A 14,393-nucleotide genomic window follows, 5' to 3' on the forward strand; every position below is an offset into this window, starting at 1 on the left:
AAAAACCCCGGCTCCTCAGAGACGGGGTTCAGAAATAAATGACAGCGGTGACTCAGGGACGGTACACCTTCACATTGGTATAGCCCTGCTCTGCCAGATAAAGCGCCTGCAGACGGCTCATCACTCCGCGATCGCAATAGAGCAGATAAGTGGTCTCCGCCGGTAAATCACCGAACTGAGTGCTGAGTTTGTAGAACGGCAGTGTGCGCACTTCCGTTCCCTCAATTTTCAGCGGATGCGCTTCCTGTTCATCCGGCGAACGGATATCCAGCACCACATCGGTGGCAGACAGTTCAGACACCATCTCCACTTCAGTGACCTGCTGCTCACTCTGCTGTGCGATCACACGGATATCCATGTTCTGCGCGTTGAGCACCACATCATCCAGAATCGCGAAATCGAATTTCTCTTCTTCGGCTTCGATTTTCTCTTTCACCGCTTTCACGGTCGGGTTTTTCGAGATCACGCCGCAGAATTCCGGCATGGTACGGGCAAAATCTTCAGTACCGATCTGACGGGCGAGATTGATAATGGTTTCTTTGTCGTGAGAGATCAGCGGACGCAGCACCAGGGTGTCAGTCGCGTTGTCGATCATGCGCAGGTTAGTCAGAGTCTGGCTGGAAACCTGTCCCAGCGCTTCGCCGGTCACAATCGCCTGCACGCCATAGCGTTCCGCGACACGGGATGCCGCACGGACCATCATCCGCTTGAGCACCACGCCCATCTGGCCGTCATCCACTTTTTCCAGGATTTCCGCCACCACCGGCTCAAAGTTCACCGCCACAAAACGGACTTTGTGCGAGCTGCCGAAGCGGTTCCACAGGTAATGCGCCACCTGTTTCACACCGATTTCATGTGCCGCACCGCCTAAATTAAAGAAGCAGTAATGAACGCGGCAACCACGGCGCATCAGCATATAACTGGAGACACCGGAATCGAACCCGCCGGAGATCAGAGATAACACATCTTCCTGAGTCCCGATCGGGAAACCGCCGATCCCTTCCAGACGGCGTACCACGAGGATCAGTTTGTCATCTTCCACTTCCAGATTCACCGTCACATCCGGATGCGTCAGTTTCACCTTCGCGGACGGAATATGCTGGTTCAGGCCGCCGCCGACATAGCGCTCCAGCTCGATGGAGCTGAACGGGTGCTTACCACGGCGCTTGGCGCGGACACAGAAGGTTTTATTTTCCAGTGATGCGGCATACATCTCAAACGTCTGCTCATAGATATTATGCAGATCGGTAAATGCACGCTCTTCCACCTGTAAAATATGGTGGATACCGGGAATGCGGGTCAGGCGGTCAGCCACCCCCTCACCAAGCTCTTCTTTCTTCACGCGGACTTCAAGATAGTCCCAGTGACGGACAACCGCCACGTCTTCGGCCAGATCCTTAAGCACATTGCGGATATTACTGGTCAGAATTTTAATAAAGCGCAGGCGGACACTCTGGCTTTTGATGGTAATTTCAGGAAATAATTTAATGATAAACTTCATAACGGTTTACTGGCTATCGGCTTGATTTGCAAAGGACGGAGCAGCCGGCGTCAGGCAGCGGCAATCCCCGTTGATGAAATTGAAAGGCGGCAGTATATCACCATATCTCGATCTGCCCCGTAAAAATCGTAAATGAAAGGCACAATTTTCACTGAAAAGTGTAAACTAGGAATTATTTGCGACATAAATGCAACATCAGTGAAAAACAGACCATGACCAAAAAAACATCCGCAATGAAAACCGATGCACTGAGCTTTGAAGCATCACTCGATGCCCTTGAAGGGATCGTCACCCGCCTGGAAGCGGGTAACCTGCCACTGGAAGAAGCCCTGGCCGAGTTTGAACGCGGTATCGCACTGACGCGCACCAGCCAGAAAACCCTGATGGCAGCCGAACAGCGGGTTCAGATCCTGCTTAATGATGATGAAAACGCCCCGCTGAGCGATTTTACACCTGAAAATGACTGACCGCCCGGATCCGGCGGTTCCCTGTGTGAACGAGAATGACCATGCCAGAACAAACTCCCGAAACATTCCGCAACCAACTGACACAGGCCAGAGAGCGTGTTGATCACGTTCTTGATGAGATCCTGACCACACTGCCGTTTGCCGCCACCGACATGGGTAAAGCCATGCATTACGGTGCCCTGCTCGGCGGAAAACGTCTGCGCCCGTTCCTGGTGTACGCCACCGGTGAGATGTTTGGTGTGACGGCTGAAAACCTGGATGCCCCGGCGGCAGCGATTGAGTGTATTCACGCCTATTCCCTGATCCATGACGATTTACCGGCCATGGATGACGACACACTGCGCCGCGGCAAACCGACCTGCCACGTCGCCTTTGGTGAAGCGAATGCCATTCTGGCAGGTGACGCCCTGCAAACCCAGGCATTCGCAATCCTCGCGGCGCGGCCGATGCCGGATGTCCGCCCGGAAGACCGTCTGGCGATGATCGCCGAACTGGCCGATGCCGCCGGTCTTGGCGGAATGTGCGGTGGCCAGGCGCTTGATCTGGCAGCAGAAGGAAAAAACATCGGTATTCATGCGCTGGAACAAATACACAACCATAAGACCGGTGCTTTAATCCGTGCTTCCGTCCGCATGGGCGCAATGAGTGCCGGTGAGGCAGGTTATGCCGCATTACCGGCTCTCGACACTTACGCACAGGCTATCGGCCTGGCGTTTCAGGTTCAGGATGACATTCTGGATGTTATCGGTCATACGGATGTGATCGGAAAAAGCCAGGGCAGCGACGCCGCGCACGGGAAGAGCACCTATCCGGCGCTGCTCGGGCTGCAGGCAGCTCAGGATAAAGCACAGGCGCTTTATCAGGAGTCACTGGCTGCGCTTTCACAGCTTGAAGAACATCATTACAACACAGCAACCCTGCGTGAACTTGCTAATTTTGTGATTGAACGTAACAGCTAATCCGTCCGGCACGTTCCGGTATTTTCAGAAACTTTAATAAGAATTAGTGAGCATTACATGAGTATTGATATCGCTAAATATCCGACTTTGGCACTCGTTGAGACGCCCGATGATTTGCGTCTGTTACCGAAAGAGAGTTTACCGAAACTCTGCGATGAACTGCGGCAATATCTGTTAAACAGCGTCAGCCGTTCCAGCGGGCATTTTGCCTCCGGTCTCGGCACGATTGAACTGACCGTGGCACTCCATTATGTCTATCAGACGCCGTTTGATAACCTGATCTGGGATGTCGGCCATCAGGCCTATCCGCACAAGATCCTGACCGGACGCCGCGACCGTATTGACACTATCCGCCATAAAAACGGGCTGCACGCCTTCCCGTGGCGCGAAGAGAGTGAATATGATGTACTGAGTGTCGGCCATTCCTCCACCTCCATCAGTGCCGGTGTCGGGATGGCGGTTGCCGCTGCCCGTGAGGGACGCAACCGCAAAACCGTCTGTGTGATCGGTGATGGTGCGATTACTGCCGGTATGGCCTTTGAGGCAATGAACCACGGCGGGGATATCAAATCCGACATGCTGGTGATCCTCAACGACAACGAGATGTCCATCTCCGAAAACGTCGGTGCCCTCAATAACCACCTGGCGCAGCTGCTTTCCGGCAAGCTTTACACCACGCTGCGTGAAGGCGGCAAAAAAGTGTTCTCCGGCCTGCCGCCTATCAAGGATCTGCTGAAGAAAACCGAAGAGCACATCAAAGGCATGGTGGTGCCGAGCACCTTCTTTGAAGAGCTGGGCTTCAATTACATCGGGCCGGTGGACGGACACGACGTGCTTGCGCTGATCCAGACGCTGAAAAATATGCGTGACCTGAAAGGTCCTCAGTTCCTGCATATTATGACGAAAAAAGGGCGCGGTTATGAACCGGCTGAAAAAGATCCGATCAGCTGGCACGCCGTGCCGCAGTTTGATCCGTCAACCGGCACACTGCCGAAAAGCAAATCGTCCAAACCGACCTTCTCAAAAATCTTCGGTGACTGGCTGTGTGAAGAAGCAGAACACGACCCGAAACTGATGGCGATCACCCCCGCCATGCGCGAAGGTTCCGGTATGGTACGCTTCTCCAAATCCTTCCCGGATCAGTATTTTGATGTCGCGATTGCTGAACAGCACTCTGTCACCTTTGCCGCCGGGCTGGCTATCGGCGGTTACAAGCCGGTTGTTGCGATTTACTCCAGCTTCCTGCAGCGCGCCTACGACCAGGTGATCCACGATGTCGCGATCCAGAAACTGCCGGTGCTGTTTGCTATCGACCGCGCCGGGATTGTCGGTAATGACGGTCCGACACACCAGGGCGCGTTTGATCTCTCCTTCCTGCGTATCCTGCCGAACATGGTGATCATGACCCCGAGTGATGAAAACGAGTGCCGCCAGATGCTGCACACCGGCTATCACTACGGTAAAGGCCCGGTGGCGGTGCGTTATCCGCGCGGCGGCGGCTGTGGTGCCACACTTCAGCCACTGACTCAGATTGAGATCGGTAAAGGTGTTGTCCGCCGTGAAGGGGAAAAAACCGCAATTCTGGTCTTCGGTACCCTGCTGGAAGAAGTCCTGAAAGCGGCAGAGAACCTGAACGCCACCGTGGTGGATATGCGTTTTGTCAAACCGCTGGATGAAGCCCTGATCCTGGAGATGGCAGCGCGCCATGACACACTGGTGACCGTCGAGGAAAACGCCGTTATGGGCGGTGCAGGCAGTGGTGTGAATGAGTTCCTGATGGCGCAGCGCAAGCCGGTGCCGGTGCTCAATATCGGCCTGCCGGACAGCTATGTGCCACAGGGCGACCAGGAAGAGATCCGCAGCGATATGGGCCTGGATGCAGAGCATATTCAGAAGTCCATCGAAGCGTATCTGGCAAAAGCCTGATTACTTTTCTCCGGACACAAAAAACCCTGCATCACATCAGCAGGGTTTTTTTATGTCACTGATAACGCGTTTACGACCTACTCTGCCGCAACTTTCACCGCAAAGTGATCAAACCCGCTCAGCGCCGGTTGTACTTCCTCACCTTTGCTGAAATAGCGGATGCCGTCACTCTCCGGTTTCATCTGTCCGATACAGCAGAAAGGTGCGCCGGTGTGTGCCAGTGCCATTTCCAGCGCGCCACGGTTAATTTCCGGAACGGTAAAGCACAGCTCATAATCCTCACCACCCGCCAGCGCACGGGCAAGCGCCTGCTCCGGTGATGAACAGGCTTTCAGTGCCTCAGACATCGGTAAGTTATCAAGCTCAATCCTGGCACCGCAACGACTGGCTTTCAGGATATGGCCGAGATCGGAAATCAGACCGTCAGAGATATCTATCGCTGAGGATGCGAGGTCGCGCAGCGCCTGCCCCTGTAAAATGCGCGGTTGCGGGCGCAGATGACGTTTCAGCAGATACTCTTTGTGTGCCGGGTCTTCAGGCCGGAGTTCACCCAGCAAAATTGCCAGTCCGGCGGCGCTGTCACCCAGTGTACCGGTGACATAGATCCAGTCACCGTTACGGGCACCGGCGCGTTTCATTGCCCGCCCTGCCGGGACCAGACCATGAACCGTCAATGTCAGACTCATCGGACCGCGGGTGGTATCGCCGCCGATTAACTGCATGCCATAATAATTCAGTTGCTCAAAGAAGCTGTCACTGAATTCCCCCAGCCACGCTTCATCAATGGACGGCAGCGTCAGCGCCAGGGAAACCCAGGCCGGATCGGCACCGATGGCGGCCAGATCACTTAAATTCACCGCAAGGGATTTCCACGCCAGATCACGGGCAGAAACGGAAGGCAGAAAATGAATACCGGACACCAGGGTATCCGTGCTGACAGCAACCTGCTGTTTTTCCGCTACGGTCATCAGAGCACAATCATCCCCGATACCCAGTTCAACGTCCCGGCGGTAATAGTGCTGCCGGTCAAAAAAACGCCGGATGAGATCAAATTCACCACAAGCCATAATCAGAAATTCCGCAATCAGATAAAGACAAAAGGCCGGTTAAACCGGCCTCTTTTATATCATGTCATTTATGTCCGTGCATAAAAGTATCAGATGATTACTTTCTGCGGGCATTCGGCGCGGCTTTATCGAGCACGCCATTGACAAATTTGTGGCTCTCTTCCGCGCCGAACACTTTCGCCAGTTCAATCGCTTCGTTGATAACCACTTTGTAAGGGACATCTTCACGGTAGCTTAATTCATACATCGCCAGACGCAGAACCGCTTTTTCCACCTGACCTAACTCCTCCAGCTGGCGGGAGAGGTACGGTGCCATCAGTGCATCAAGACGCACTGCATTCGTTGCCGCACCAAAGAACAGCTCACGAAAATAGGCGACATCAACGTCTTTGACATCCTGCTCTGACAGAAATTCTGATTCAACATCCGCAATGTTATTGCCGGATAACTGCCACGAATAAAGCGCCTGAACGGCACATTCACGAGCACGACGACGAGCTGCAGGTTTCACACATATCCCCTTACTAAAATCTGAATTCAGCCTTTGATGGCCTTAATTACGTTGATCATTTCCAGCGCGGTCATTGCGGCTTCCGCCCCTTTGTTACCGGCTTTGGTTCCCGCACGTTCAATGGCCTGTTCAATATTTTCGGTGGTCAGCACCCCGAAAGTCACCGGAATCGCGCTGTTCATTGCAACGGCGGATAACCCGGAGCTGCATTCACCGGACACATATTCAAAATGTGCGGTGCCGCCGCGGATAACAGTACCCAGCGCAATAATCGCGTCATATTTTCCGGTATCAGCCAGTGTTTTCACTGCCAGCGGCAGTTCATACGCACCCGGCACCCAGACCGTTGTAATGTTCTCAGAGGAAACCTGACCGATACGCTCAAGCGCATCAACCGCACCGTCTAACAGGCTGTCGTTGATGAAGTTGTTAAAGCGGGCAATTGCGATGGCGATACGCGCACCCGGCGCACTGACAACACCTTTAATGACGTTCATAGCCTTTCCTTCTTACGAGTTTCATACTGCGGGGCGCGGATTTTATCACATTCTTTCCGTCACCGCGCCTGTGTTTTTCAAACTCCGGAATAAAAATTAAATTCCGGCGTAAATTCAGCGGTTAATACACCGGGATCAACCGCAGACGAAGATCCGGTCCGACCATCGTGCAGTCGTCGATCCGCAACTGCGGCGCATCACGCAGATGGGCAAGCGGCGGCAATGTGAAGAGATCCTGTGCATCACTGCCCAGAATCTTCGGTGCCAGATAAAGCACGATTTCATCCGCCAGCCCGGCCTTCAGCAATGCGCCCGCCATATGGGAGCCGCACTCTGTCCAGATATGGTTAATATTGCGTTTGCCGAGCTGCATCATCAGCAGAACCAGATCCACACCACTGCCGTTCTCCGGCAGGATCATTTCCTCAACATCCCCCTGCCAGTTATCCGGCTGAGAAGCAGTCCGTGCCAGCCAGCAACAGCCCGGCAATTGTGTGACGCGGTGCTGAGCGGTCACCCGCTGATGGCTGTCGGTGATAATCCGCACCGGCTGACGGATATCTGCCTCCGGGTAGCTCTGCTGCAGCGATACCGGGAAATCCGCATGACGGACAATCAGACCGGGATCATCTGCCAGAACCGTGGCACTGGTGGATAAAATCGCCCCGGCCTGTGCGCGGAACTGCTGCACATCCTGCCGGGCGGCTTTTGAGGTGATCCACTGGCTTTCGCCGTTGGCTAATGCGGTTTTGCCGTCGATCGAGGCCGCCATTTTCAGCTGAATATACGGGAAACCGGTACGCATCCGCTTAAAGAAGCCTTTATTCAGTGCTTCCGCTTCCTGCATCAGTACGCCGTGACTGACTTCAATACCGGCTTCACGCAGTTTAAACAGCCCGCGTCCGGCCACCTGCGGATTCGGATCCTGCATGGCAGCCACCACCCGGCTGACCCCGGCATTGATCAGCGCTTCAGCACACGGCGGTGTGCGGCCGTGATGACTGCACGGCTCCAGCGTGACATAGGCGGTGGCGCCACGGGCTTTATCACCGGCCATGCGCAGCGCATGTACTTCCGCATGCGGTTCACCGGCACGCTGATGGTAACCTTCGCCGACGATTTCGCCGTCACGGACAATCACACAGCCGACATTCGGGTTCGGTGCGGTGGTAAAACGCCCCAGCGCCGCCAGTTCAAGGGCGCGGGCCATATAAAATTCATCAGAATGCATCATGTTCAGTCCTGCAGGCGGGCAATTTCCTCGCCGAATTCACGGATATCCTCAAAACTGCGGTAAACCGACGCAAAGCGGATATACGCGACTTTATCCAGCTTTTTCAGCTCGCTCATCACCAGTTCACCGACAAACTTAGCAGAGACTTCCCGCTCACCGGTAGCCCGTAACTGCGATTTGATGTGACTGAGGGAGGTTTCGATATTGTCAGAACTGACCGGACGTTTTTCCAGTGCCTTCTGCATACCACGGCGCAGCTTTTCTTCGTCAAACGGCTCGCGGCTGTCATCACTTTTGACCACACGCGGCATCACCAGCTCGGCGACCTCAAATGTGGTAAAGCGTTCGTGGCATTCCAGACACTGGCGGCGACGGCGGACCTGAGAACCATCACCCACCAGGCGTGAGTCGATGACTTTGGTATCAACGGCAGAGCAAAACGGGCAATGCATAAATTATCCTGCGGGTCAATGAACTGTTGCGGTAGTTTACCCTGTTTACACATAAAAAACACCCTGCATGCTTGCACATACAGGGTGTTTTCTGTTTTTTCACGGCAGAAATTACGGCAGGATAGATTCCTGATCCGCACCTTCTTTTTCCACTTTCTGCACAATCAGGTGCTCACGCTTCATACCCAGTTTCAGGGCCAGCGCGGACGCCACGTAGATTGAGGAAATCGTACCGATAGACACACCAATCAGCATGACCAGCGAGAAGCCTTTCAGCATTGCACCACCGAAGATATAGAGCATCAGAACCACTAACAGGGTGGTTGCCGATGTCATAATGGTACGGCTTAACGTCTGAGTCAGGGAAACGTTCATGATCTCATACGAGGTACCACGGCGGATTTTGCGGAAGTTCTCACGGATACGGTCAGATACCACGATACTGTCGTTCAGTGAGTAACCGATAACCGACATCAGGGATGCCACAATGGTCAGGTCAATCTCAATATGGAATAACGACAGTACACCGAGGGTGATAATAACGTCATGCGCCAGCGCGATAACCGCACCTAACGCCAGGCGCCATTCAAACCGCATCGCCACATAAATCAGGATACAGATTAATGCGGCGATCAGTGCCATCGCCCCGGTCTGAGCCAGCTCCGCACCCACACTCGGTCCGACGAATTCAATACGCTTGACCACTGCATTTTCATCAATATCTTTGTTAATAACATTGATGACAGTTTTACCCAGTTCCTGACCAGCCACGCCTTCTGCCGGCGGCAGACGTACCATGATGTCACGGCTGCTGCCGAAATTCTGGATCAGCGGGTCTTTAAACCCGGCCAGCGAAACGGTATCACGGATTTTATCCAGGTCAGCCGGCTGGCTGAAGTTAACTTCAATGACGGTACCGCCGGTGAAGTCCAGACCCCAGTTAAACCCTTTCACGCCGATGATTGCCACAGAGGCAATCAGCAGCAGTGCCGAGATGGTAAATGCCACGTTGTCCCAGCGCATAAAGTCATAGACTCTGCGGCCGTGGTTTAATTGTTCAACAGTATAATCCTGTGCCACAACGTGCTCCTTAAATAGACAGCTTATTAATACGTTTACCGCCGTACAGCAAGTTCACGATGGCACGTGTACCGATAATCGCTGTAAACATGGAGGTTGCCACACCAATGGCTGTCGTAATCGCAAACCCTTTAATTGAACCGGTACCGACCGCGTACAGAATGACAGCGGTAATCAGTGTGGTTAAGTTTGCGTCGATAATACTGGAGAAGGCGCCTTTATACCCTTCATGGATTGCCTGCTGGACAGAACGCCCGTTGCGCAGTTCTTCTTTGATACGTTCGTTTATCAGAACGTTCGCATCAACCGCAACCGCAAGGGTCAGCACGATCCCCGCAATCCCCGGCATGGTCAGCGTAGCCCCCGGTAACAGCGACATCACCCCGACAATCAGGATAAGGTTCGCCAGTAACGCGCTGCTCGCGATCAGACCGAATTTACGGTAGTAGATCACCATGAACAGAATTGAGGCCATCAGCCCCCACAGACACGCTTCCAGGCCCTGCTCGATATTCTGCAGACCCAGAGTCGGCCCGATGGTCCGCTCTTCCACAATCTGGATTGGTGCAATCAGGGCACCGGCACGCAGCAGCAGTGATAACTGACGTGCTTCATTGGCATTATCAATCCCGGTGATACGGAAGTTTGATCCTAAACGGGACTGGATATTGGCAATGTTGATAACTTCTTCGTTTTTCTCAAGGATTGAACGGCCTGCGGCATCTTTACGCCCGCTGTCTTTATATTCGACAAACAGGGTCGCCATCGGCTTATAGAGATTATCCTTGGTGAAATCGGACATGGTGTTACCACCGGCGCTGTCCAGCGAGATGCTGACCTGCGGCTGACCGTACTCATCACTCTGTGATGTGGAGTCAGTAATATGGTCACCGGTCAGAATCACACGCTTGTACAGGGCGACTTTGCGTCCGTCACGGGTGTATTTCACTTCGGTGTCGCCCGGAATACGGCCTGCTTCGATAGCGGCAGGGTCAACCGTGCTGTTGACCAGACGGAATTCCAGCGTCGCAGTTGCACCGAGGATCTCTTTCGCCCGTGCGGTGTCCTGAATACCCGGTAATTCCACCACGATGCGATCCGCACCCTGACGCTGTACCAGCGGCTCGGCAACACCGAGCTGGTTAACACGGTTACGCAGGATAGTGATGTTCTGCATGACAGCATAGCTGCGCGCTTCACTTAAGCGCTGATCGCTCATCACTGCGGTCAGGGTGTTATCCGAACCGTCTTTGAACACTAAATCACGCAGGCGTTTTGTTAACAGCGAGCTGGCTTCAGAACGTGATGCATCATCACGGAAGCGGACTTCCACGCCGTAATCCGCTGATTTGCGGACAGACGCAAACGGAATGCTGTTCTCACGCAGCAGTGAGCGGATACCGTCGAGGTTCTGCTCCTGCAGTTTACCCAGCGCGGTTTCCATATCCACTTCCATCAGGAAGTGCACACCACCACGCAGGTCGAGACCCAGTTTCATCGGCTCGCCACCGACGGCGGTCAGCCATTTCGGTGTCGCCGGTGCAAGGTTCAGGGCAACAACATATTGCTCACCCAGGCCTTTCATCAGCTCTTCACGGGCTCGTAACTGGATATCAGGATTTGAGAAACGGGCAAGTATCACACCGTTTTCCAGTGCGATCGACTTACTCGCGATCTGATCTTTTTCTAAAATGGTCCGGACCTGATCCAGGGTCTGTTCATTGGCGGCGGTTCCCCGCGCGCCAGTGATTTGAACAGCCGGATCCTCTCCATACAGGTTTGGAAGCGCATAAAGCAAACCGATGAGGATCGCAGCGATCAGCATCAGATACTTCCACAAAGGATAACGGTTTAACACGGCAGTCCCTTCGGGAAAATCATACTACAGGAAGATTACAGCGCCTTCAGTGTACCTTTCGGTAAAACTGCTGCGACGAAATCACGTTTGATGGTTACTTCAGTTGTTTCGTTCAGTTCCAGAACGATGTAGCCGGTGTCAGACACTTTAGCCACACGACCGATCAGACCACCGGTAGTTAAGACTTCATCACCTTTGGTAATGGAGTCCATTAATTGCTTGTGTGATTTAGCACGTTTCTGTTGCGGGCGCAGGATCATGAAGTAGAAAATCAGCACGAAAACGACCAGCATAACAATCAGAGACATCGGGCTGCCCTGAGAAGCGGCCGCACCGGTTGATGCTACTGCGTCAGAAATGAAAAAACTCATCAAACTATCCTCTTGTTATTCACATAATTATCAGGCAGATAAACCTGCCGGTGGGGTATCGCCTATGTTATACCCCACCGGGTGATCCCGTTTCGGGGAAATCACTCACTTAACGGCGGAACCGGTTTCCCGATCCGCTGATAAAATTCAGCGGCAAATGCTTCCAGACGGCCTTCTTCAATGGCCTGCCGGATACCCGCCATCAGACGCTGATAGTAGCGCAGATTATGAATGGTATTTAAGCGCGCGCCAAGGATTTCATTACAGCGATCCAAATGATGCAGATACGCACGCGTATAATGGCGGCAGGTATAGCAGTCACATTCCGCATCCAGCGGCGATGTATCTGATTTATACTTCGCATTACGGATTTTTACCACGCCGTCCGTCACAAACAGGTGACCGTTACGGGCATTACGGGTCGGCATCACGCAGTCGAACATATCAATACCGCGGCGCACACCTTCCACCAGATCTTCCGGTTTACCCACGCCCATTAAATAGCGCGGTTTATCTTCCGGGATCTGCGGACAGACATGCTCCAGAATACGATGCATATCTTCTTTCGGCTCGCCGACAGCCAGACCGCCCACAGCGTACCCATCAAATCCGATTTCCACCAGCCCTTTCACAGACACATCGCGTAAATCTTCGTAAACACTGCCCTGGATGATACCGAACAGTGCATTCGGGTTACCCAGTTCATCGAAACGGTCACGGCTGCGTTTTGCCCAGCGCAGGGACATTTCCATGGATTTCTTAGCGTAGTCCCAATCCGCCGGATACGGCGTACACTCGTCAAAAATCATCACGATATCAGACCCGAGATCGTACTGGATTTCCATCGATTTTTCAGGACTTAAGAAGATTTTTTCCCCGTTGATCGGGTTACGGAAATGGACACCCTCTTCTTTGATTTTACGCATTGCGCCCAGGCTGAACACCTGGAAACCGCCGGAATCAGTCAGAATCGGGCCTTTCCACTGCATAAAGTCATGCAGATCACCGTGCAGTTTCATAATTTCCTGACCGGGACGCAGCCACAGATGGAACGTGTTGCCTAATAAGATTTGCGCACCGGTCTCTTTGACTTCTTCCGGTGTCATCCCTTTCACTGTGCCATAAGTCCCCACCGGCATAAATGCAGGGGTTTCAACAACGCCACGATCAAAAATTAAGCGACCACGGCGCGCACGGCCGTCTGTCGTTTGCAGTTCATATTTCACAAAACCTCCGGCATCAGAAAAACAGTCTGATGATGTGTAATTAGCGGCAGTCAGTCAGCAGTCGCTGAAATCTGCCGGATCAATAATCTGTAGTATATCAGTCGTTGTGACCGACTTTTTCACATTTTGCCTGCGGGTTGCGGGTAATAAACATCGCATCCCCGTAGCTGAAGAAACGGTAACGTTCACGCACCGCTGCTTCATACGCCTGCATAGTGTGCTGATAACCGGCAAACGCAGAAACCAGCATAATCAGCGTGGATTCCGGCAGATGGAAATTGGTGATCAGCGCATCCACCACCTGATACTCATATCCCGGATAAATAAAGATTTGCGTATCATCAAAGAACGGTGCAATCAGTGCATCCTGTGCCGCTTTCGCCGCACTTTCGAGGGAACGCACGGATGTTGTGCCGACCGCGATCACTTTATTACCGCGTGCTTTACACGCCAGCACGGCATCAACCACATTCTGCGGCACTTCCGCATATTCGGAGTGCATGATGTGATCTTCAATATTATCCACGCGCACCGGCTGGAACGTCCCTGCCCCGACATGCAGGGTGACAAAGGCCATTTCCACACCTTTTTCACGCAGTGCTGCCAGCAGCGGCTCATCAAAGTGCAGCCCGGCAGTCGGTGCGGCTACCGCACCGGGGCGGTCATTATACACGGTCTGGTATAACTCGCGATCCGACTCTTCATCAGGACGGTCAATATATGGCGGCAGCGGCATATGACCAATCTGATTGAGAATGGTCAGCACATCGCGCTCATCATCAAAACGGATTTCAAACAGTGCATCGTGACGCGCCACCATGGTGGCTTTCACGCTTTCATCTTCGCCCAGCAGCAGTTCAGCACCTTCTTTCGGTGCTTTGGATGCGCGGACATGCGCCAGTACACGGTGCTCATCCAGCATCCGCTCCACCAGCACTTCAATCTTTCCGCCGGAGGCTTTGCGCCCGAACATTCTGGCGGGGATCACACGGGTATCATTAAATACCAGCAGATCACCGGGATTGAGTTTATTCAGCACATCGGTGAAGATACCGTGGTTCAGTTCACCACTGATACCATCAAGCGATAACAGACGGCACTTGCTCCGCTCCGCCTGCGGGTAGCGGGCAATCAGTTCGTCCGGCAGTTCAAAAGTAAAATCGGCAACACGCATGAGATTCTCGGTTTCATCTCAAAAAGAAAAACAGGCGCAATAGTCTAGTGCCCCGGTAAGCAGGGCGCAA

Annotated in this window: 14 protein-coding genes; 3 read left to right on the forward strand and 11 right to left on the reverse strand. The window is 53.3% G+C overall.

Annotation, left to right across the window (positions count from 1 at the left end):
- Positions 1-52: 52 nt before the first annotated feature.
- Positions 53-1,501 carry a tRNA uracil 4-sulfurtransferase ThiI gene (thiI, locus tag ACF8OF_RS09975; protein WP_004240408.1) on the reverse strand — a complete coding sequence of 483 codons (1,449 nt, stop codon included), beginning with the start codon at positions 1,499-1,501 and terminating at the stop codon, positions 53-55.
- A 212-nt stretch (positions 1,502-1,713) separates the two neighbouring features.
- On the opposite strand from thiI, the gene xseB reads away from it, so the two are divergent.
- From xseB to dxs, 3 genes are read left to right on the forward strand one after another with little or no spacing between them, the layout of a single operon-like run.
- Entirely contained in the window at positions 1,714-1,968 is a 255-nt protein-coding gene (xseB, locus tag ACF8OF_RS09980; RefSeq protein ID WP_279798763.1) for an exodeoxyribonuclease VII small subunit, read from the forward strand.
- 35 nt (positions 1,969-2,003) lie between these two features.
- A complete protein-coding gene (gene ispA, locus ACF8OF_RS09985; RefSeq protein WP_262859073.1) occupies positions 2,004-2,927 on the forward strand; it encodes a (2E,6E)-farnesyl diphosphate synthase in 924 nt (307 codons plus the stop codon).
- 57 nt (positions 2,928-2,984) lie between these two features.
- A complete protein-coding gene (gene dxs, locus ACF8OF_RS09990) occupies positions 2,985-4,853 on the forward strand; it encodes a 1-deoxy-D-xylulose-5-phosphate synthase (RefSeq protein ID WP_025151760.1) in 1,869 nt (622 codons plus the stop codon).
- A gap of 77 nt (positions 4,854-4,930) precedes the next feature.
- On the opposite strand, the gene thiL is transcribed toward dxs, so the two are convergent.
- From thiL to queA, 10 genes are all read right to left on the reverse strand, one after another.
- Positions 4,931-5,920, reverse strand: coding sequence for a thiamine-phosphate kinase (thiL, locus tag ACF8OF_RS09995; RefSeq protein ID WP_279800576.1), 990 nt, complete (start codon positions 5,918-5,920; stop codon positions 4,931-4,933).
- A 97-nt stretch (positions 5,921-6,017) separates the two neighbouring features.
- Positions 6,018-6,431, reverse strand: a complete 414-nt coding sequence (nusB, locus tag ACF8OF_RS10000; protein WP_004240412.1) for a transcription antitermination factor NusB — start codon at positions 6,429-6,431, stop codon at positions 6,018-6,020.
- 26 nt (positions 6,432-6,457) lie between these two features.
- Positions 6,458-6,928, reverse strand: a complete 471-nt coding sequence (gene ribE / locus ACF8OF_RS10005; RefSeq protein ID WP_025151762.1) for a 6,7-dimethyl-8-ribityllumazine synthase — start codon at positions 6,926-6,928, stop codon at positions 6,458-6,460.
- A gap of 121 nt (positions 6,929-7,049) precedes the next feature.
- A complete protein-coding gene (gene ribD, locus ACF8OF_RS10010) occupies positions 7,050-8,159 on the reverse strand; it encodes a bifunctional diaminohydroxyphosphoribosylaminopyrimidine deaminase/5-amino-6-(5-phosphoribosylamino)uracil reductase RibD (protein WP_392496618.1) in 1,110 nt (369 codons plus the stop codon).
- A 5-nt stretch (positions 8,160-8,164) separates the two neighbouring features.
- The gene (gene nrdR, locus ACF8OF_RS10015; RefSeq protein WP_262859070.1) at positions 8,165-8,614 is read right to left on the reverse strand and encodes a transcriptional regulator NrdR; all 450 of its coding nucleotides are present in this window, start codon (positions 8,612-8,614) and stop codon (positions 8,165-8,167) included.
- A 111-nt stretch (positions 8,615-8,725) separates the two neighbouring features.
- Positions 8,726-9,694, reverse strand: a complete 969-nt coding sequence (gene secF / locus ACF8OF_RS10020) for a protein translocase subunit SecF (RefSeq protein WP_025151764.1) — start codon at positions 9,692-9,694, stop codon at positions 8,726-8,728.
- 10 nt (positions 9,695-9,704) lie between these two features.
- Positions 9,705-11,552 (reverse strand): protein translocase subunit SecD, encoded by a 1,848-nt coding sequence (gene secD, locus ACF8OF_RS10025; RefSeq protein WP_025151765.1) that lies wholly within the window; start codon positions 11,550-11,552, stop codon positions 9,705-9,707.
- 35 nt (positions 11,553-11,587) lie between these two features.
- Positions 11,588-11,923, reverse strand: a complete 336-nt coding sequence (gene yajC, locus ACF8OF_RS10030; RefSeq protein WP_004236424.1) for a preprotein translocase subunit YajC — start codon at positions 11,921-11,923, stop codon at positions 11,588-11,590.
- A gap of 101 nt (positions 11,924-12,024) precedes the next feature.
- A complete protein-coding gene (gene tgt / locus ACF8OF_RS10035; RefSeq protein ID WP_262859069.1) occupies positions 12,025-13,149 on the reverse strand; it encodes a tRNA guanosine(34) transglycosylase Tgt in 1,125 nt (374 codons plus the stop codon).
- Between the two features lie 97 nt (positions 13,150-13,246).
- On the reverse strand, positions 13,247-14,323 hold the full coding sequence (gene queA / locus ACF8OF_RS10040; RefSeq protein ID WP_262859068.1) for a tRNA preQ1(34) S-adenosylmethionine ribosyltransferase-isomerase QueA: 1,077 nt from the start codon (positions 14,321-14,323) through the stop codon (positions 13,247-13,249).
- Positions 14,324-14,393: the final 70 nt, after the last annotated feature.

Source organism: Morganella sp. TYF_1 (assembly GCF_043105645.1).
In the GTDB taxonomy this organism is placed as follows: domain Bacteria; phylum Pseudomonadota; class Gammaproteobacteria; order Enterobacterales; family Enterobacteriaceae; genus Morganella; species Morganella morganii_B.